At 61.5% G+C, this 20540-nt stretch carries 17 protein-coding genes; 5 read left to right on the forward strand and 12 right to left on the reverse strand.

Going from position 1 to position 20540, the window contains the following annotated elements; all coding sequences use genetic code 11:
- Positions 1–52: 52 nt before the first annotated feature.
- The 5 genes from RPG13_RS27220 to RPG13_RS27240 all read right to left on the reverse strand — a co-directional run bounded on the left by RPG13_RS27220 (position 53) and on the right by RPG13_RS27240 (position 5597).
- Positions 53–934, reverse strand: a complete 882-nt coding sequence (locus RPG13_RS27220) for an ABC transporter permease (RefSeq protein WP_127293133.1) — start codon at positions 932–934, stop codon at positions 53–55.
- A gap of 11 nt (positions 935–945) precedes the next feature.
- Positions 946–1872 (reverse strand): ABC transporter permease, encoded by a 927-nt coding sequence (locus RPG13_RS27225; protein ID WP_127293135.1) that lies wholly within the window; start codon positions 1870–1872, stop codon positions 946–948.
- A 10-nt stretch (positions 1873–1882) separates the two neighbouring features.
- Positions 1883–2863, reverse strand: a complete 981-nt coding sequence (locus RPG13_RS27230; protein ID WP_292220307.1) for an ABC transporter ATP-binding protein — start codon at positions 2861–2863, stop codon at positions 1883–1885.
- Entirely contained in the window at positions 2860–3873 is a 1014-nt protein-coding gene (locus RPG13_RS27235) for an ABC transporter ATP-binding protein (RefSeq protein WP_292220309.1), read from the reverse strand. The genes RPG13_RS27230 and RPG13_RS27235 overlap by 4 nt, the downstream gene beginning before the upstream one ends.
- A gap of 95 nt (positions 3874–3968) precedes the next feature.
- A complete protein-coding gene (locus RPG13_RS27240) occupies positions 3969–5597 on the reverse strand; it encodes an ABC transporter substrate-binding protein (RefSeq protein ID WP_292220311.1) in 1629 nt (542 codons plus the stop codon).
- Positions 5598–5967: 370 nt separating this feature from the next.
- On the opposite strand from RPG13_RS27240, the gene RPG13_RS27245 reads away from it, so the two are divergent.
- Positions 5968–6906, forward strand: coding sequence for a sugar-binding transcriptional regulator (locus RPG13_RS27245; RefSeq protein WP_292220313.1), 939 nt, complete (start codon positions 5968–5970; stop codon positions 6904–6906).
- A gap of 33 nt (positions 6907–6939) precedes the next feature.
- Here the strand turns inward: RPG13_RS27245 and RPG13_RS27250 are convergent, their stop codons facing one another.
- Genes RPG13_RS27250 through RPG13_RS27260 form a run of 3 tightly spaced genes read right to left on the reverse strand, consistent with a single transcriptional unit; the run spans position 6940 to position 10947 of the window.
- Positions 6940–7398, reverse strand: a complete 459-nt coding sequence (locus RPG13_RS27250; RefSeq protein ID WP_337127103.1) for a hypothetical protein — start codon at positions 7396–7398, stop codon at positions 6940–6942.
- Positions 7361–8536, reverse strand: a complete 1176-nt coding sequence (locus RPG13_RS27255) for an acetate/propionate family kinase (protein WP_292220317.1) — start codon at positions 8534–8536, stop codon at positions 7361–7363. The genes RPG13_RS27250 and RPG13_RS27255 overlap by 38 nt, the downstream gene beginning before the upstream one ends.
- A complete protein-coding gene (locus RPG13_RS27260) occupies positions 8536–10947 on the reverse strand; it encodes a phosphoketolase family protein (protein WP_292220319.1) in 2412 nt (803 codons plus the stop codon). The genes RPG13_RS27255 and RPG13_RS27260 overlap by 1 nt, the downstream gene beginning before the upstream one ends.
- A 285-nt stretch (positions 10948–11232) precedes the next feature.
- On the opposite strand from RPG13_RS27260, the gene RPG13_RS27265 reads away from it, so the two are divergent.
- Both RPG13_RS27265 and RPG13_RS27270 read left to right on the forward strand, forming a co-directional pair.
- Positions 11233–13221: a protein-L-isoaspartate(D-aspartate) O-methyltransferase gene (locus tag RPG13_RS27265; protein ID WP_292220321.1), complete on the forward strand. Its 1989-nt coding sequence runs from the start codon at positions 11233–11235 to the stop codon at positions 13219–13221.
- 96 nt (positions 13222–13317) lie between these two features.
- On the forward strand, positions 13318–13524 hold the full coding sequence (locus RPG13_RS27270) for a hypothetical protein (protein ID WP_027151394.1): 207 nt from the start codon (positions 13318–13320) through the stop codon (positions 13522–13524).
- A gap of 21 nt (positions 13525–13545) precedes the next feature.
- Here the strand turns inward: RPG13_RS27270 and RPG13_RS27275 are convergent, their stop codons facing one another.
- The 4 genes from RPG13_RS27275 to RPG13_RS27290 all read right to left on the reverse strand — a co-directional run bounded on the left by RPG13_RS27275 (position 13546) and on the right by RPG13_RS27290 (position 19508).
- Positions 13546–14043, reverse strand: coding sequence for a DUF1772 domain-containing protein (locus RPG13_RS27275; RefSeq protein WP_127291830.1), 498 nt, complete (start codon positions 14041–14043; stop codon positions 13546–13548).
- Between the two features lie 591 nt (positions 14044–14634).
- The gene (locus RPG13_RS27280; RefSeq protein ID WP_126105494.1) at positions 14635–16221 is read right to left on the reverse strand and encodes a SpoVR family protein; all 1587 of its coding nucleotides are present in this window, start codon (positions 16219–16221) and stop codon (positions 14635–14637) included.
- A gap of 10 nt (positions 16222–16231) precedes the next feature.
- A complete protein-coding gene (locus tag RPG13_RS27285) occupies positions 16232–17539 on the reverse strand; it encodes a YeaH/YhbH family protein (RefSeq protein ID WP_126105493.1) in 1308 nt (435 codons plus the stop codon).
- Between the two features lie 19 nt (positions 17540–17558).
- Positions 17559–19508, reverse strand: coding sequence for a PrkA family serine protein kinase (locus tag RPG13_RS27290; RefSeq protein ID WP_126105492.1), 1950 nt, complete (start codon positions 19506–19508; stop codon positions 17559–17561).
- A 255-nt stretch (positions 19509–19763) separates the two neighbouring features.
- Between RPG13_RS27290 and RPG13_RS27295 the strand changes: the two genes are divergently transcribed.
- Positions 19764–20234, forward strand: coding sequence for a YbhB/YbcL family Raf kinase inhibitor-like protein (locus RPG13_RS27295; protein WP_126105491.1), 471 nt, complete (start codon positions 19764–19766; stop codon positions 20232–20234).
- 111 nt (positions 20235–20345) lie between these two features.
- On the forward strand, positions 20346–20507 hold the full coding sequence (locus RPG13_RS27300; protein WP_095489090.1) for a hypothetical protein: 162 nt from the start codon (positions 20346–20348) through the stop codon (positions 20505–20507).
- Positions 20508–20540 lie beyond the last annotated feature (33 nt).

Below are 20540 nucleotides of genomic sequence, written 5' to 3' on the forward strand. Positions count from 1 at the left end.
AAGTCATGCCAGTGATCAAAGTCATGGAAGTCTCCTAGAACTGATCGACATCTCACCGCACCGTGGGATCGAGCCTGTCGCGCAGCCAGTCTCCAACCAGCGAGATGGACAGCGTGGTGAGCATGATGACGGCGGCCGGCGCCAGCATGATCCACGGCGCGCGGGTGAGATATTCGCGGCCGAAGCCGACCATATTGCCGAGGCTGGTCGCCGGCGGCTGGACGCCAAGGCCGAGGAAGGACAGCCCGCTTTCCATCAGGATGATCTCGGGAAAGGTCAGCGTCATCGAAACGATCAGCGTCGAGGCGACATTGGGCAGGATGTGGCGCAGGTAAACCCGCGCCGGCGTGGCGCCGAGCTGCACCACCGAGGCCGCATAGCCCTGCGCGCCCGCCGAGATCGCGAGACCGCGCGCGATGCGCGCATAGCGCTCCCAGCCGTAAAAACCCATCAGGCAGACCAGCAGCACCATGGAGGAGCCGAAGAACGCCAGCACCGCCAGCGACATGATGAGAAACGGCAGGGCCGCCTGGAAGTCGGCCAGCGCCAGCACCAGATGCTCGACCAAACCGCGAAACTGCGCGGCGGCGAAGCCGAGCGCCGTGCCGAACACGGCCGAAAGAAGCGTCGCCCCGAAGGCGATGACGAGTGAAAGGCGGATCGACTGGATGAGGCGCGAAAGCACGTCGCGGCCCAGCTCGTCGGTGCCCAGCAAGTGCTTCAGCATGCCGGGGGGCGAAAGCCGGCTGGTGAGATCCATCTGCGTGATCCCATAGGGGCGGATGCGGTCGGCAAATATGGCAACCAGCACCATGGCGACCAGCCACAGGATTCCGAGACCGACGCTCAGCGGCAGGTTGCGGCGAATGGACGACAGGAAACCAGCCCTTTGCCTCGCGTTTGGCTGTGTGGTCGCCGGATAGATCGAAGCCATGCCGGTTCTCCTCAATGGCTCGCGGGCGAGCGCAGGCGCGGGTCGAGCCAGCCGTAGAGCAGGTCGACGACGAGGTTCGACACCACCATGGTGGCCGCGACGATGAGCAGGATGCACTGGACGACAGCAAGGTCGCGATTGCTGACCGAGACAATCAGCAGCCTGCCGATGCCCGGCCAGGAGAAGATCGATTCAACCACCACCGCGCCGGCGATCAGCGAGCCGACCATGAAGCCGACGATGGTCACGATCGGCACGGCTGCGTTGGGCAGCGCATGGCCCCACACCACGTCGCGCCATTTCAGCCCCTTGGCGGAAGCTGTGCGGATATAGGGTTGCCCCATCACCTCGATCATGGCGCTGCGCGAGAAACGGGCGAGTATGCCTACGCCGCCCACGCTCATGGTGAGCGTCGGCAGGATGCCGTGCACCCATGTCTCCTGACCGCCGGAAGGCAACGCGCCCAGCGTCACCGAAAAGATCAGCACCAGCAGCAGGCCCATGACAAAGGAGGGGATGGTAAAGCCGAGGATCGCCAGCAGGATCACGCCGCGATCGGCGAAGCTCTGGCGGTGCAGCGCCGCATAGACGCCTGCCGGAATTCCGATCAGCAGCTTCAGGATGAGCGCCGGAACGGTCAGTTGCAGCGTGGCCGGCACGCGCTCCAGCACCAGTTGCAGCGCGGGCGCCTTGTCGCGCATCGACACGCCGAAATCGCCGGTGAAGATCGACTTGAGGTAAGCCAGATATTGAATCCAGAGCGGCTGGTCGAGACCCCACGACTTGCGGAACGCCTCGATGACATTTTGCGGCACGTCCGGCCCCAGCATCACCTCGGCCGGGTCCCCCGACATGCGCAGCACGACGAAGGCGAAGGTCATCACCGCAAGGATGGTGATGACGGCCCTCATAACGCGCACGAGAACGAAACGGATCATGCGGGCTCCATCAGGCGGCGATCGCGGTGTTGTCCGCCACGACATGGCAGGCGGCGGTGCGCCCCTTCTCGATCTGGCGCAGCGCCGGCGTGCTGGTGCGGCAGATGTCGCGCGCGACGGGACAGCGGGGATGGAAGGCGCAGCCAGACGGACGTGCGGCCGGATTGGGCGGCTCGCCTTGGAGGATGACGCGTCCCTCCAGCTTCTTGCCGGGGACCGGCATGCTGGAAACCAGCGCCTTGGTGTAGGGATGCCGGGGCGACTGGAAAATCACGTCGGAGGAGGCTTCCTCCACGATCCTGCCGAGATACATGACGGCGACACGGTCGGCCAGGTTGCGCACGACCTTCAGGTCATGGCTGATGAAGATCATGGCGATGCCGTTCTCTTCCTGCAGGTCGCTCAACATATTCACCACCTGCGCCTGGATCGACACGTCAAGCGCGGAGACCGGCTCGTCGCACACCAGGAGCTTGGGCCGGGCGGCCAGGGCCCGCGCGATCACCGCCCGCTGGCGCTGCCCGCCGGAAAGCTCGTGCGGATAGCTGCCGGCCTGGTCGGGGCGCAGGCCGACGGCCGCCATTAGCTCCTCAACGCGACCGGCGCGGCTTTCCCTGGGCCCGAAGCGATGAATGTCCAGCGGTTCGCCGATCTGGGTCGCGATCGTCTGCCGGCGATCGAGTGCTGCCAGCGGGTCCTGATAGACAAGCTGCATTTTGGCGCGCAGCGCCCGCCATTCCGGCGTGCCAAGCCTCGGCATCGGCTGCCCTTCGAAGCGCACCTCGCCGCCCTGGGCCGGATCGATGCCGAGCAGCATTCGTCCGAGCGTCGACTTTCCGGAGCCAGACTCCCCGACAATGCCCAGCGTTTCGCCGGGGAATACCGACAGCGAGATATCCTCCACGGCGCGAACAAAACTGGGGCGGGAGAAGGGTCCGTGCCTGAGCGCGTAAATGCGCACCAGCTCCTTTGCTTCGATCAGCGGCGTCATTGCAGCAGATCTTCGGGGACTTTGCGTTCGGCCTTGCCGGTTACCGCAAGCTCGATCGGGTGCGCGCAGGCGAGCTTGCGGCCGTCCTTTTGCGGCATCAGGAGGGGTGGCGACGTTTCGCAGAAAGCGGTGACGCGCGAGCAGCGCGGCGCAAAGGCACAGCCCCTTGGCAGCGTCTTCGGGTTCGGCACCGTGCCCGGTATCGGGATCAGCCGTTTTCGGAGACCGTCGATGCGCGGGATCGCGTCGAACAGGCCGCGTGTATAAGGATGGCGAGGACTGGAAAACAGCTGCGCGACCGAACCCTCCTCTACGATGCGGCCCGCATACATCACGCAAACGCGTTCGCAGACCTGCGACACCGCGCCGAGATCATGGCTGATGAACACCAGCGCCATGCCGGTTTCGGCCTGCAGCCGGATCAGGAGATCGAGTATCTGGGCCTGGATGGTCGCATCGAGCGCGGTGGTCGGCTCGTCCGCGATCAACAGGTCCGGTTCACCCGCCAGCGCCATGGCGATCATCAGGCGCTGGCATTGTCCGCCGGAAAATTCATGTGTGTAGAGATCGAAGCGGCGGCGGGCATCGGGAATGCCGACCATGTCCATCAGCCTCAGCGCCTCGGTCTTCGCTGCCTCGCCCCGTAGCCCCCGATGAATGGCCAGCGCCTCGGTGATCTGGCGGCCGATCGACAGGACCGGGTTGAGCGAGCTCGACGGATCCTGGAAGATCATGGCAATCCGCCCGCCCCGCACCTGCTCCAACGTGCTGCGCGGGCTGCCGCATAGCTCGCGTCCCTCGAGGCGCACGGAGCCGGTCACGCTTGCCTTGCCGGGCAACAGGCCGAGCGCCGCCAGCCATGTCACTGACTTGCCGCATCCTGATTCCCCGACGAGGCCGAGCGCCTCACCGCGTGCGACATCGAGATCGATGCCGTGCAGCACCTGAACGCCGTCGAAGGCGACTTTCAGGTTGCGCAGTTCCACCAGATTGGCCGTTGCAGCTGTCATCGCCATCCGCTTCCGCTCCGTCCGCCCGAAGGACATCGTGAAAAGAAAAAGCTCCGGCGGGCGTTTCCCTGCCGGAGCCGGTTTGTGGCTACTGGTCAGCTTGCCCAGTTGGTGGAGCGGAAATCCATGGCGAAGGCGGGGGCGGCCTTCCACTTCAGCGATGACTTCATACCGGTGAACACCGCATTCTGGTGAAGGATCTGATAGACCGGATCCTCCCGCTCGCAGATTTCCAGCATGCGGGCGAAGGCCTTCTTGCGGGCGGCGTGGTCGGTGCCGGTTTCCAAGATCGCGGCCATCTGATTGGCCTCGGGATTGGTCCAATCCTTCTTCTGCTGGACTTCACCATTCGGGCCGTACTGGTTGACGATGCCGCCAACAGGATCGTTGAAAGCGCATCCGGCTGACCAGTCGCGCACGCCTTTCACGCCGGCCGGGTCGTGGATCTGTGCCCAGTTTTCCTTCATCTCGATCTGCACGTTGAGGCCGACCTGGTTCCACATCTCGACCATGATCTGGCCGTTCGCAGTCTGGTTCGTGTAGTAATTGTCGAGGAGCCGGAAGGGGATCGCGTCGCCCTTGTAGTTGGCCTGCTTCAGCAGCTCGCGCGCCAGATCGGGGTTATAATCCGGCACCTTCCAGCCCTGCACGAACATCTCGTCATAGAAGGGGAACTGTAGCCCGGCCGGAATCGTCGTCTGGCCTGCCCATAGCGCTTCAATGATCGCCTGGCGGTCGATGGAATGGGTCATGGCGCGGCGCACCAGCGGGTTTTCGAGTATCGGATTCTGGGTGTTGAACACCGAAACCCTGTGATTGAGGATCGTCGAGCCCTGCACCTCGAAGCCGGGGGCGCCCTGAACGGCGGGAATCTGGTCGGGCGGCAGGTCACAGGCAAAATCATACTCGCCAGACAGAAGCCCGTTGACGCGCGAGGCGACCTCCGGAACCTCGACAAAACGGATCTGCTCGAGTGGCGGGCGACCGCCCCAATAGTCGTCGAAGGCCACGAGAGTAAGCGACACGTCCGGCTTGAACTCGCCGACCGAATAGGGGCCGGTGGTGACCGGCTTGCGCGCCCAGTCGACATAGTTCGCCGCCTCGTCCCAGGCACGGCGGTTGGCGATCTGGCTGCCGAAGGCATAGAGGCGGCCCTCCAGCGTCACATCCGAGGTCGCGTTGTGGAAACGCACCGTGTGTTTGTCCACCGCCTCGACGCCGGCGAGCCGGGGCCACAGCCGGCGGCCGATGCCGGGTATCGTGGCAGGCAGTTCCTTTGGCGTTGCGGGTTTGTGGTCGTCCTCGAAGATCGTCTTGCCGCCGACCGGCTGCGTGTCGCCGAAAACGCGCTGGGCCGAGAAGCTGAACACCACGTCATCGGCGGTCAGCTCGTCGCCATTGTGGAACTTCACGCCCTGGCGCAGCTTGAGCTCGACGGTCTTATCGTCGATCCGTTTCCACTCGGTCGCGAGGCCGGGAACCGGGCCTTGGTTGCCCATCCAGTTGCGCAGGATCAGCCCTTCCCAGAAATTGGGGAAGAACACCCGCTCGCCCACATTGGATTGCTCGTTCCATATGTCGAGCGTGTTGTTATTGGTGATCTTCTGCACCGCGATGGTGACGGACGGGCGCGCGCCCTGACCGATCGCAAAGCGCGGCAGCATCATGCTGCCTGCGGTTGCGCCGAGGATACCAAGCGCGCCGCGCCGAGTGAGTGAAAACATCGGAATCTCCTTTTTGCGGGAATGGCAAGTCGTGGCCAAAGCAATCCGACCGGTTTTATGTTCAGCACTGTGTCTGTTTCGCAATGAACAGATGAATTATTTATGACAATCCGCAGATTACACATTTAGGCACAAAGTATTAATATAACTATCTTCTAAATAAGCACGGCGTATCCTGCCCATGCCTAGAGCATTTATCCATGTTGATCTATTCTTGTTGAATCTGCTATCCGGCTAAACGGCCATGACTTCCTTGCTGACATCGGCCAGTCAGCCGGAAACAGATCGCCGGGATTCGTAAGTTACAAATGCTACACTAGTGTGACGTTTGTAACCGAAAGCCGCCACGGCGCGGGGAGGAGGAAAGCGCATGGACCAGCAGGAGCTGATGATCAGGGCCGCATGGCTCTATCATGTGGAGGGTCTGACGCAGGCTGAGATCGGCGAGCGGATGCATCTCACCCGCCGCAGGGTCAACGAGCTTCTTGCCGCAGCTCTTGAGGAAGGGATCGTGCGGATAGGCTTCAGCTCGCCGCTTGCCGCCAATATCGAACTCGAGGCCGAATTGCGAAGCCGGTTCGGCCTTCAGGATGCCGTCGTGGTGCCGACGCCGGGCGACCCGCGGCTGGTGCACTCGGTTATCGGACGGGGTGCGGCCGCCTATCTGGACCGGCTGATTCAAAGCCGCAAGACTGCCTCCATCGGCGTCGGCTGGGGAGCGACGTTGCGGGAAACCGTGCGGCACATGACGGCCGTCAGCGAGCCGCAGATGGAGATTCGGTCGATGATGGGCGGACTGACGCGCGGCTCGGAGATCAACACATTCGAGATCGTCCGCGGCTTCGCGCAGGTCCTGGGCGCGCAATGCTGCTATTTCGCGGCGCCGATCTACGCCGAGAGCCCGCAATCGCGCGAGGCGATCATTTCCCAATCGGTGTTCCAGAGGATATTCCCCCGCACCTATGATGTGGATGTCTCCTATCTGAGCGTGGGGGACGTATCGCGGCAATCGCTGCAAGTGCGTTACGGCCTGCCTGAGGGAACGGATGCGCGTGATCTCATTGCCGCCGGCGCCGTCGGCGACCTCCTGGGCCGCTATCTCGATGCCGAAGGTAAGCCTGTGGACCACCCTCTCAACCGCCAGGTGCTTTCGCCGGAGCTCGAAGACTACCGCAATATCCCCTGCCGCATCATCGCCTCAGGCGGGACGCACAAACATGCCATTCTTCTAGCTGTGGCGGGGGCCGGGTTGGCGACGGTCATCGTAACGGATGCCGATAGCGCAAAAGCCATGCTTGATTGCCGATAGCCAGGCTCGGCACTGCAAGGTGGTCATCTGTCCCTAGAACCACCGCCGCTCAGGCTCGGAACTCTTCGCAATCACAATTCCGAGAAGGACACCGAATACGCCGCCAAGCACCATCGCCGAAGACATTGTGCCTGGGTTCTGCTGGACAGTCTCAGACACGGTGTGCGCCTGGTTGCGCAATTGTCGGGCCGCACGCGAGGCCCGGTCGGCCGCGCTATCGTACCAGCCCTGTGCCTCCTCGGCTTGGTCGGAAAGGGTCCGATTTATTTTGGTGATTTCGCGGCGAAGCTCAGCGATCTGCTTCTTCATCGCCTCCTGGGCTTCGGTTGTCGCCTTTGAGGCGCCTGCCGTACTGGTGGTCTCGGCCATTGGATTTCTCCCTTTGGTAATCAGATGGGGAAACGGGCGCGGGCGCGCAGGGTTCCTTGCGTTGGAAACCGTGCCGTTGATTGCGTTATCGAGCATTCCCTTGCACCCGCGTGTGGCGGGCAATGATGCTCTCCTCGTCGGTCGCGACGACGCGTATTTCGACCTTGCTGTCCGGCCGGCTTATGATCCCGGCATGCGAGGCATTGGATGGCTCGTCGATCGCCACGCCAAGCCAATGGAGCCTTTCGCATATTGCTTTGCGGACCGGCGCCGAGCGCTCGCCAATGCCGGCGGTGAACACGAGGCATTCGAGGCCGCCCAAAGTGTTGGCGAGCGCGGCGGCCTCCCTTGCGGCCCGGAACGCAAAAAGGCTCACCGCTTCGCGCGCGTGGGGGTCGTCGCTCGCTTCCAGCGTGCGCATGTCACCTGAGATGCCGGATATTCCGAGCAGCCCGGATTCCTCATAGAGCATGTGCTGCAGAGCCTCCGCCGCAATGCCTCTTTCCAGGACGAAGTACAAGAGCACGCCCGGATCGATGGCGCCGCAGCGTGTGCCCATGACCAGGCCGTCGAGCGCGGAAAAGCCCATCGTCGTATCGACGCTTCTTCCGTCGTGCATGGCACATAGGCTCGCTCCGCTGCCGAGATGGGCAACGATCGTCCGCTTCGCTGCAAGAGCGGGCGATATCTCCTTGAGCCGCCCGGCGATGTATTCGTAGGAAAGCCCATGAAACCCGTAGCGGCGGATCCCTTCCGCATCGTATTTGCGCGGCAGCGCGAAGCGGCTCACGATCGGATCGATCGTCTGATGGAAAGCTGTGTCGAAACATCCGACCTGCGGCAGATCCGGCCGCAGCGCGGCAAGTGTGCGGATCGGCGCGAGACTGCGAGGCTGGTGCAGCGGAGCGAGCGGCGTCAGCCTGTCCAAGGCCTCGATCACATCAGGCGTCAGACGGACGGGTTCGACGAATTCGCGCCCGCCATGCACGATGCGGTGGCCGGCGGAGATTAGTTTCCGCCCGCCAAGCTCGCTCTCGATCCAGTCGAGCAACGCGCCGATGCCGGCCTCGTGCGCATCCCCGGCAAGCGGCCGATCACGCTGCACCGTTCCGTCGGCCGCTTTCGCGCTGAGCCTCGGTGCGTCGCCGAGATCCAGCGCACCACGCGAGACGAGTTGCAGTTCCCCAGAGGGTTCAAGGTCGTATAGTCCGAACTTGATGCTGGAGGAGCCGGCGTTCAGCGCGAGAATTGCCTGTCGCATCAATCGCCGGCCTTTGTCGCACCGCTTTGGGGCCAGTTCCAATTCTGAATCTCGGGCATGTCTTCGCCGTGCTCGCGGACATAGGCCCTATGTTCCACAAGCTTCGCTTGAAGTTCGACGGCAAGATCTTTCGCCCGTTCGGCGAGCCCAGGCACGTGTTTGATCGCGGCGAGCGCCAGGTGGAAACGGTCGAGCTCGTTGAGCACGACCATGTCGAACGGTGTGGTCGTCGTGCCCTCCTCGCGAAAACCGTGCACGTGCATGTTGTCATGGTTGGCGCGTCGATAGGTCAGGCGGTGGATGAGATAGGGATAGCCGTGATAGGCGAAGATCACCGGCTTGGCTTTCGTGAACAGCGCGTCGAAATCCTCATCGGCGAGGCCATGCGGATGCTCTGAATTCGACTGCAGCGTCATTAGGTCGACCACGTTGACGACGCGAACCTTCAGGTCCGGAAGCGCCGAGCGCAGAATGTCGGTGGCAGCGAGCGTCTCCAGTGTCGGCACGTCGCCGGCGCAGGCCATGACCACATCCGGGTCCTCGCCCTCCGCAACCGTCCCAGCCCATTCCCAGATCCCCGCCCCCGCCCTGCAGTGCGTTTCTGCGTCTTCAGCAGACAGCCATTGCGGCGCCGGCTGCTTGCCGGCGGTGATCACATTGATGCGGTTGTAGGTTCTCAGGCAATGATCGGTGATCCAGAGCAGTGTGTTGGCATCCGGCGGGAAATAGAGCCTGACCGTATCGGCCTTCTTGTTGGCGACGAAATCGGCAAAGCCCGGGTCCTGGTGGCTGAAGCCGTTGTGATCCTGCCGCCAGACATGAGAGGTCAGCAGGTAATTGAGTGAAGCGATCGGCTTGCGCCAGGCAAGCTCTCTGGATGTCTTCAGCCATTTCGCATGCTGGTTGACCATGGAATCGACGATGTGGATGAACGCCTCGTAGCAGGAGAACAGGCCATGGCGGCCGGTCAGCAGATAGCCCTCCAGCCAACCCTGGCAGAGATGCTCGCTGAGCACTTCCATGACGCGGCCGTCACGGGAGAGCTGGACATCATAGGGCTCGATCCGCTGCATCCAGACCCGGTCCGAGACTTCGAAGACGTCGTCAAGGCGGTTGGAGGATGTCTCATCCGGTCCCATCAGCCGAAAATTCCTGGCCTCAGCATTCAGGCGTATGACGTCGCGGAGATAGCTTCCGAGAATCCGCGTCGCCTCGGCCTTGGCGCCTCCTGGACGCGGCACATCGAGCGCCAGGCTTTTCCAATCGGGAAGCACCAGGTCGCGCTTCAGCAATCCGCCATTGGCGTATGGGGTTGCGCCCATGCGCTTGGACCCGGTTGGCGCAAGCGCCGCAAGGTCTGGAAGCAGACGCCCGCTGTCGTCGAACAGCTTTTCCGGTTCGTAGCTCCGCATCCAGTCTTCGAGGATCTTGCGGTGCGCCTCGTTGCCGCGGGCATTCGACACCGGCACTTGATGCGAGCGCCAGAAATCCTCGACCTTCTTGCCATCGACCTCTTTCGGTCCGGTCCAGCCCTTCGGGCTGCGCAGCACGATCATCGGCCACAGCGGACGCTCTCCCTGCCAGCCCGAAGCACGGGCTCGGTTCTGGATCGAGCGGATCCTGTCCAGCGCGGTGTCCAGCTTCGTGGCCATCAACCGATGCATGGGAATTGGCTCGTGACCTTCGACGAAAAATGGTTCGTAGCCATAGCCGGCAAACAGGCTTCGCAATTCCACGTCATCCATGCGGGCTAGGATTGTCGGGTTGGCGATCTTGTAGCCGTTGAGATGCAGGATCGGCAGCACGGCGCCGTCGGATGCCGGGTTCAGGAACTTGTTGGAGTGCCATGCCGCCGCGAGCGGACCGGTTTCCGCCTCACCGTCGCCGACGACGCAGGCGACCACCAGATCGGGATTGTCGAAGGCCGCGCCGAAAGCATGGACCAGCGCATATCCCAGTTCTCCGCCTTCATGGATCGAGCCGGGCGTTTCGGGCGCCACATGGCTAGGCACGCCGCCAGGAAAGGAGAATTGCCGGAAGAGCTTTCTCAGGCCGTCTTCGCCCTGGCCGATTTCGGGATAGATCTCGCTGTAGGTGCCCTCGAGCCATGTGTTCGCGACCATCGCCGGGCCGCCATGACCTGGGCCGCAGATAAACAGAATTTCGAGACTGCGCTCACGGATGACGCGGTTCAGGTGGACGTAGATGAAATTGAGGCCGGGTGTCGTGCCCCAATGGCCGAGCAGCCGCGGCTTGACGTGCTCGGCTTTCAGGGGCTCGCGCAGGAGCGGATTGTCGAGCAGGTAGATCTGGCCAACCGAAATGTAGTTCGCGGCGCGCCAATAGCGGTTCATGAGATTGACCTGATCAAGGCCTGTTGTCTGCGTAATGGTCCGAGCCTCGTCGTTCATCGAAACGTCTCCAGAATGCGTTCGCTTGTCGATATCTGGAGTGGCATCGCCCCGGAGAAAGGATTTTCACGGAAATAAGTTCGGCTGGAACCGTCGTTGCGCCTGCCAATCGCTCTTTTGCAGGAACCTGGAAGCTCGCCAACGGTTAAGGAGACGAGCCGCAGGAAAATGAGATCAAGCGCTGCCGAGGCCAAAGCGCACGCCGATGGAGGGATTGTTGCCGTTTGGGCACGATTGGGGGCACAATCGGAGCGGAGGGCCGTCAGCTGGCAAGAGGAGCAAAAGATGCTCGATCTTCCCGATGCACGCAACCGAATGGTCGAAGTCCATCTCAGTCGCCGTGGTATCCATGACCGCGAGGTGCTGGAAGCGATGCGTGAGGTTCCGCGCGAGGCTTTCGTCGCACCCGGCTTTGAAGAATTCGCCTACGAGGATGGGCCGCTGCCGATTGCGGAGGGCCAGACGATATCGCAGCCCTACATCGTCGCATTGATGATCGAGATGGCGGAGATCGGACCGGGCGACCATGTCCTGGAGGTTGGCACCGGCTCAGGGTACGCGGCTGCCGTGATGAGCCGGATCGTCGAACGCGTTTACACGATCGAACGCCACGCTGGATTGGCCGAAACGGCGAGACAGCGGTTCGAAGAGCTTGGCTATGACAATATCGAAGTTCGCACCGGCGATGGCACCAAAGGCTGGCCCGACGCAGCGCCCTTCGACGCCATTCTGGTCGCAGCCGGCGGACCCGGTGCGCCGCTTGCGCTTCAGGAGCAGCTCGACGTCGGCGGCAGGCTCATCATCCCGGTCGGCGACGAACCGCATGATCAGCGCCTTCTCAAGGTCACCCGAACCGGCGCTGCAACTTACAGCGAGGAGGATTTCGGCGGCGTGCGGTTTGTCCCGCTCATCGGCGAGCAGGGTTGGCCCGAGAATGGCAGCCTCGCGGATCGTCCGTCCGGACGCGCGCGCACGCGCAGCCTGCCGGAGATGATCGCGGCGGCGGCCGAACCGCTGCCGGATTTCGACGATCCGGCGTTCGGCGAATTGTTCGATTGGTTTGGCGACAGGCGCGTCGTCCTGCTCGGTGAAGCGAGCCACGGCACATCGGAGTTCTACCGGGCCCGCGCGGCGATCACCCGCAGGCTCATCGAGAAGCACGGCTTCACCATCGTCGCAGTCGAGGCCGACTGGCCTGATGCAGCGGCGATCGATCGCTACGTCCGCCATCGGCCGTCACGGGCTGACGCCGATCCGCCGTTCCAGCGGTTTCCCACCTGGATGTGGCGCAACACGGACGTTGCAGCGTTCGTCGACTGGATGCGACAACACAATGAAAGGATCAGGATATCGTCCCGACTGGCGGGGTTCTATGGCCTCGACATCTACAATATGAGCGGATCGATCGCCGCGGTCCTGCAATATCTCGACCGGGTCGATCCGCAGGCAGCAAAAATCGCACGTGAACGCTATGGCTGCCTGACGCCCTGGCAAAACGAGCCATCCACCTATGGCCGTGTCGCGCTCACATCGGGTTACGAGAAATGCGAGCAGGCCGTGCTTCAACAATGCCGCGAACTGCTTGCCAAACAGCTCGACTATGCGCAGCAGGACGGCGTCGATTTTCTGGATGTCACCCAGAATGCCCGGCTGATCGCTTCCGCGGAACGCTACTATCGGATCATGTACTATGGCGGCGCGCAGTCGTGGAACCTGCGCGACACCCATATGTTCGAGACGCTCGAGCATCTGCTGGAAGCCCGCGGGCCGAACGCCAAGGCGGTCGTGTGGGCGCATAATTCCCATATTGGCGACGCCCGCTATACCGAGATGGGAATTGTCAGGGACGAAGTGAACATAGGCCAGCTCTGCCGCCAGCGTTTCGGCGACGGGGCAGCCTTGATCGGGCTCGGCACGCATTCCGGGACAGTGGCCGCGGCCTCCGACTGGGACGGCGAGATGGAAATCAAGCGGGTGCGGCCTTCCCATAGCGATAGCTACGAGCGGCTTTGCCACGACTGCGGCGTCTCGCGTTTCCTGCTCGACATCAAGCGCGACGACACGCTGCGCGAACGGCTTCTGGAGCGTCGGCTGGAGCGCTTCATCGGCGTGATCTATCGGCCGGAGACCGAGCTGCGCAGCCACTATGCGGATGCCTCTCTTTCCCAGCAATTTGACGCGTTCGTCTGGTTTGACGAGACCGCCGCGGTGACGCCGCTTGGGCCGGAGCATGTCGGAACGGGCGTTCCCGACACCTATCCGTTCGGGCTTTAGCGCCTCACGGCAGAGCCGCATCAAGGTGCGTTTCGGCGGAACATTCATCGCGCCCTGCTGTTTCTAGAACAGGACCCTTTTCGAAGGAGTTGTGCCATGAGCGGAACCAAACATCCAAAATGGAAAAAGCCGAGCGATGCCGATCTGAGGAACAATCCCGGTATCGGGACCTCCAAGGGCACGATCAAGGAAGGCGACGAACTCGTGCTCGAAGGCGAAAACACGATCGAAGGCGATGTCGAGAACGACACGAACGCCCTTGGCGGGATCAATCCAAGGCAAAAGATGCGGACGAACAAATAGCGTCGCTGCCATCCCTCCGCGCTATTCACTCCCAGCAAAAAATGTCGCGGCGACAGCAATTGAGATCAGGCTCAGCATCGCCAGGCCTGCCCTGGCGACGTGAGAGGCTTCCCAAACGTCGCGCAAGTCCCTCCAGTCGCGGCTTTGCTTCCGAGGGAGCATTGAAAAAAACGTCGCGGCTGGTTTCGATACAGCGATATCTTGCATCCAGAAATTGTTGACGGGATGCGTGACCAACCAATAGGTCGCATGTTCCGCCACCAAGAAGACAAGTGCCATCAAGGTCCACCAGAATCGAGCGCCTGGATAAGGCGTCAGGTAGAGCAGGATGGCGAGCGCAATGATGCCGCCGATCTCGGCGAACCCGCCGACAGTGAAGCCGGGATAGTAGATCGCCTGCACAGATTTGTAGGTTGCCTCCTTGAGGCGCAACTTGCCGGGCAACTCCAACGCGTGCGCGAGCGAGAGAGCCATCGTGATTGCGACCAGAAGAAGGGCGACAATCATGAATGCGCGCATGCTGTTACTCCCTGCCTCGCAATACGCAGCGTACATAGAGTGCTCCCCGACCCGGTAAAGGTGACGACGGTGGAGGCACCGTCCCATTTCCAATGCCGCCTGACATTGAACCGCGCCGAATTTGTCGTTCGGCCGGCGCGCCCGTGCCATCGGCCTTCACCAAAATGGCCACGTCCGTGACGGCAGGGAACCATCGCTAGGCACGATGGTTGTCATCCCAGGTGATCCTCCTCGAGGAACATCCCAGCTGATCCTCCTCAAGGAAACGGACATGCCCGATCCTGATCCGAACAATCCCGTGCCGATACCGGATAATCCCAATCCTGAGCCTGCGCGGCCGCCTGCTCCGCCGGAAACTCCGCCGAATGAGCCTCCGGGCGTTCCTCCGCCTTCGCCTGATCCCGTTCCCAGCCCGGAAAGGCAGCCCGTCGAAATTCCTCCCGATACACCACCCGAGATTCCCACGGAACCGACCTTCCCGGGTCCTACGGCCAGGGCATCGGACCCACAGCAAGCTTGATCACGAGAGGCTGCGCTGACGCATGGCGAAACGGCGCGGACCTTTGCAGCGATTGGCTGTAGACCGGTTGGTCATTCCCCGATTTGGCTGGTCGAACGTTCGTTGAGCGTCCCACCCGTTTGCGCATCGATCGCCGCCAGGCTGACCTCATAGCCCCACAGGCGACGGATATGGCGCAGTGTCGCGTCGCGACTGGCCTCCTCCAGCACGATGCCGTTCTTCACCTTGTGCTCCAGTCGCAACTGTCGGTCGCCGAGCAGGTCCACATCCACCACCTGGATATCCGGCCGGCTGGCGCCGATGTCGTAGCTGTGGGCGAGCCCGGCGCGTATCTTTTCGTAGCCACGCTCATTGTGTATCGACGCGACTTCGTAATGCGGTTCGCTGGCGGCATCGGCGAGGATAAAGAACCGCCATTTCCGCATCAGGGCGGGGCTCAGATACTGGCGGATGAAAGATTCGTCGCGATGGTTCGCCCACGCGTCGAGCAGGGTTTCGCGCCAATTGCCGTTGCCGGCTATATCGGGGAACCAGTCACGATCCTCGGCGGTCGGCTCAGTCGATATGCGCTGGATGTCCTGCATCATGTCGAGGCCCAAGGCATAGGGATTGATGCCGGAAAACCGCGGATCGTCGAAAGCCGGCTGAAAGATCACGTTCGAATGGTTGCGCAGGATTTCCAGCATCGCGCCTTCGGTGATCTGGCCGCGATCGAACAGCATGTTCATGAGTGTGTAGTGCACGAAGGTGGCACAACCTTCGTTCATCACCTGCGTTTGCCGCTGCGGATAAAAGTATTGCGCGACGACGCGGACGATCCTGATGATTTCACGTTGCCAAGGCTCCAGGACCAGGCTGTTTTTTTCCAGGAAGTAGAGCAGGTTCTCCTCGGGCAGCTTGAGCGTTTTCTTCCGCTCCGCCATGCCGAGGTCCGTTTCGCTGGCCTTGGTCCCGTCCTTCGAACGCGGGAGCGTGCGCCACAGGTCGTTGTAGGAACGCTCTTCGTACTCCAGGCGCTCGCGAATGCCTTCACGCTGCCGCTCCGACGACAGCTTCGGCGGCCGATGGTATCTGAACACGCCCTGTTCCATCAGCGCGTGGGCCGAGTCGAGGATCGCCTCCACCGCGGCCACGCCGTGCCGCTCCTCGCAGCGGGCAATGTAGCCTTTGGCGAAATCAAGATAACTCAGGATCGCGCTGGCATCCGTCCACTGCCGGAACAGATGATTGTTCTTGAAGAAATGATTATGGCCAAGTGCTGCATGAGCTGTCACCAGGGCCTGCAGGGCCATGGTGTTTTCCTCCATCAGGTAGACGATGCAAGGATTGGAATTGATGACCAGTTCATAGGCGAGCCCCCGCCCGCCTTTGCGATAGAGCAATTCCTGATAGAGGAAATGCTTGCCGAAGGACCAATGGCGATACATCAGCGGCATGCCGACCGAGGAATAGGCGTCGAGCATCTGCTGGGACGAGATGATCTCCATCTGCACTGGATAGACGTCAAGGTGAAGCTCTTCGATCGCGATCGCCTCGATCGCTTCGTAGGCGCGCGACAATGTCTTGAAATCCCAGTCGGACCCCGAAAAGAGCAAACCTGATTTGCTGGTTTGGCCGGATTTGCTGGTCTGGCCGAATTTGCTGGTCTGGTTCGCCATCAGCTCACCTTCAAGCGCTCTTCTGGAAGGCCGGCTGCCTGGCAAAGAGCTGGCGGAAGACCGGATAGATGTCGGCTGCGTTGGCGATGCGGCTCATCTGGAAATTCGGCCATCTCTGGTTGACAGCATTGTAGGCGCGCCAGAGCGAGGTTCCATTGTCGGTGGTGCCGAAAATATGGCTCTCGCGTTCGTCGATGATCTCGACATAGGCGAAATACTGGCACAGGCGCATGATCTGGCTGTCCATGAGGCCTATGCAGCGCTCGGAATCGGTCACGAAATTGTCGCCATCCGATGCCTGGGCGGCATAGATGTTCCACTCGTTGCTGGGATAGCGTTGCTCGATGATGCGGTGCATCTCTTCGAGGGCCGTGGAAACGACCGTACCGCCGCTTTGCGTATTGTAGAAGAAGGTTTCCTCGTCCACCTCCTGCGCCTCGTGCGTATGACGGATGAAGACGATTTCGGTGCGATCGTAGCGCCGTTTCAGGAACAGGTGCAGCAGCACGAAGAAGCGCTTGGCCAAATCCTTCTCGCGCTCGCCCATTGAGCCGGATACGTCCATGAGACAGAACATGACCGCATTGGCATTCGGCACGGGCCGGAAGTCGAAACGGTTGAAGCGGATGTCGACCGGGTCGACATAGGCGATCCGCTTGCGGCGGCGCTCAAGTCGCTCAAGCTCTTCCCGCAACGCTGTAATGCGCTGGCCTGCCGCCGCGCTCGCGGGCTCTGCCTCCAGGATTGCGAGTTCCTCCGCAATCGCATCGAGTTCCCCCTGCTTGGGACGCCTGAGCGCAATTCGGCGACCATGGCTGTTTCGCATCGTGCGCCCGACATTGATGTTGGTTGGGGCACCGGTCGCGGCGAACCCAGCCCGGCGCGGCTTGAAGGCAAGTATCTCCTTGAGATTGAGCTTGACCATGTCGGGAAGTTCGAGATCCTCGAAGAAGAGATCGAGCACCTCCTCGCGCGAGAGCACGAAACGAAAGTCGTCTTCCGAGACCGCTTTCCCGGGAGACGAGCCGCCGCCGCCCTGGCCGGGCTTGGGAACCCGGTCGCCTGGGGCGAAATGCTTGTTGCCCGGCAGGATGTGCTGCCGCCTGCCGCTGTCCTTCGCATCGCCGAAGCTCGGCTCGGCTGTGCCCCTCGCTGGCATGGAGACGGCATGCTCGGCATCCACATCCGCGATCTTGCCGGTGCGGATCTGATCCCGGATGCTTCGCTTCAGTTCCTCGCGCGCACGCTTCAGGAAGCGCTGGCGGTTGCCGAGGCTCTTGTCCTTCGGGTTCAGTCGGCGATCGATGAAGATCGGCATGGAACCATCCCGGCCGGACTCAACCCGCCTTGTTCACCCGCATGTACCAGTCCACCAGCCGGCGGACCTGACGTTCGGTGTAACCGCGTCCGACCATCCGATGCACGAACTCGGTATGCCGCTTCTCTGTTACGCTGTCCTGCTTGGAGCCGAAGCTGATCACCGGGAGCAGATCCTCGACCTGGCCGAACATCCGCTTTTCGATGACTTCGCGCAGCTTTTCATAGCTTGTCCATGACGGATTGCGGCCATTATTCCTGGCCCGGGCGCGCAACGTGAACTTCACGACCTCGTTGCGGAAGTCCTTGGGATTGGCGATGCCGGCCGGCTTTTCGACTTGCGACAGTTCGTTGTCCAGCACCTCGCGATTGAGGATCTGGCCGGTGTCGGAGTCTTTGTAGTCCTGATCCTCGATCCAGGCGTCGGCGTAGGCGATGTAGCGGTCGAACAGGTTCTGGCCGTATTCGCTGTAGGATTCCAGATAAGCCTTCTGGATCTCATGGCCGATAAACTCGGCATAACGCGGGGCGAGTTCGGACTTTATGAAGTCGAGATAAGCAGCTTCCGTTTCCTTTGGGAACTGCTCGCGCTTGATCGCCTCCTCCAGAATGTACATCAGATGCACGGGATCGGCGGCCACTTCCTTGGTGTCGTAGTTGAATGTCTGCGACAGGATCTTGAAAGCAAAGCGCGTGCTGACGCCGGTCATCCCTTCGTCGACCCCAGCGGCATCGCGGTATTCCTGAACCGACTTCGCCTTGGGATCTATGTCCTTGAGGTTTTCGCCGTCATAAACGCGCATCTTCGTGTAGAGCGGCGAATTGTCGTGCTCGGCCAGACGCGTCGATACGGTGAACCGGCTGAGAATGTCCAGGACCTCCGGAGCACAAGAACTGGAGGCCAACTCGCTTTCGCGCAGCAGCTTTTCGTAGATCTGCCTTTCTTCGGTGACCCGCAGGCAATATGGCACCTTGACCACCAGGATACGGTCGAGGAACGCCTCGTTGTTCTTGTTGTTCTTGAACTGCAGCCATTCCGATTCGTTGGAATGGGCTACGACGATGCCCTGATAAGGGAAAGATCCGAAGTTTTCCGTGCCGTTGTAGCTGCCTTCCTGGGTAGCGGTCAGCAACGGATGGAGGACCTTGATCGGCGCCTTGAACATCTCGACGAACTCAAGCAACCCTTGCGTGGTCCGGTTCAGGCCGCCGCTGTAGGAATAGGCGTCCGGATCGGATTGGCTGAAATGCTCGAGTTGTCTTATGTCGACCTTGCCGACCAGGGCCGAAACGTCCTGGTTGTTCTCATCGCCTGGCTCGGTCTTGGCGATGCCGATCTGGCGCAGCCGCGAAGGCATCAGCTTGACGACGCTGAACTTGGAGATGTCGCCGGACAGTTCATCGAGGCGCTTGGCCGCCCACGGCGAGATCAAGCCGTTCAACCGGCGCCGCGCGATGCCGTATTTGTCCTCCAAAAGGTCAGCCATGCGGTCGGGATGGAAAAGCCCGAGCGGCGATTCGAAAACCGGGCTGATCTGGTCGCCGACCTTCAGCGTATAGATCGGACGCTGCTCCATCAGCTTCTTCAGCCGTTCGGCCAGCGAGGACTTGCCGCCGCCGACAGGGCCGAGCAGGTAAAGAATCTGCTTGCGCTCCTCAAGCCCTTGAGAGGCGTAGCGAAAATAGCCGGCGATACGCTCGATCGTGTCCTCCATGCCATAAAACTCGGCGAAGGAGGGATACACCTTGATTGTCCTGTTCGCGAAAATGCGGCCGAGCCGCTCATCCATGCTGGTGTCGACCAGAGTGGGTTCGCCGATCGCCTCGACCATCCGTTCGGGCGCCGAGGCATACATCGATTTATCCTCACGGCAGGCGAGGAGATATTGCTGGATGCTAATCTCCTCCTGCGCCGCATTCGTGTAAATCTCCGAAAACAGATCGAAGACGTCGGAGTGGTTCTCGCGCATGGTATCCTCGCCCCGGCCGGTCTGGTTGCTGTCGCCTCTTCATTCAACTGTCGGAAAGCCTTTGTGGTTCCCTCTCAACACGTAGTGAGTCTGAGACCAGATGTTAGGGGTCCAGACAGATATCGTCAAAGCCTGAAAACCAGCCAGCCAATGGTTCGCACAATGGAACGTTTCCGAGGGACGTCCATTCCTCCATCAGTGCGCTTGCCGAGCACAAGCACGCCACGAACAAGCCGTTTTTTGGAGGAATGAGCCATGCCGCTTACGCTCAGCAGTTCCGCCTTTGCCGAGGGTGGAAAAATTCCGGAAAGATATACCCGTGATGGAAAGAACGTGTCCCCGCCGCTGAAATGGTCGGGTGTGCCGGATAAGGCGAAGAGCCTCGTTCTCGTCGTGCAGGATCCCGATGCGCCGAACGGAACCTTCGGTCACTGGGCAGTGTTCAACATCCCGCCTGACGTCGGCGAACTGCCCGACGCTGAGAGTGGCAAGCCTGGTCCTGCAGCGCTCAGGCAAGCCACAAACGACTTTGGCAACGCTTACTATGACGGTCCTGAACCGCCGATCGGGCACGGCATCCATCATTACCATTTCCGACTTGCCGCGCTCGACACGCCGAGCCTCGCGATTCCGGGGTCCGCGGGCGTGGAGCGCATCTGGCAAGAAGCCAAAAAACATGTCCTGGAGGAAGCAGAATTGGTGGGGACATACGAACGCAACGGTTGAATTGGCGGCACAGGTCATTCGGTTGAAGATATCTACACCGTGCTGTCCGCCCCTGCACCAGAAGGGAGGAACGGTTCCACCTTCTCGACAATGAGGGAAAGGAGATGTTCCATGTTCGAGAACAGCATGTGGTTGATCGTCGTTGCCGGCGGCCCGCTATTGCTGGCGATCCTGATCGCCTACGCACTCCTCACGCAGCGCGATCGCGGTCCGGCAGAACGCAGAGAAAGCGATCGGGCGACCGAGCGCTTGTATCGCGAGCAAAAGGACTGACCGGCTGGGGCGGAGCCAGTTGAAGATCACATC

This window comes from Mesorhizobium sp. ISC15, from assembly GCF_037162615.1.
In the GTDB taxonomy this organism is placed as follows: domain Bacteria; phylum Pseudomonadota; class Alphaproteobacteria; order Rhizobiales; family Rhizobiaceae; genus Mesorhizobium; species Mesorhizobium mediterraneum.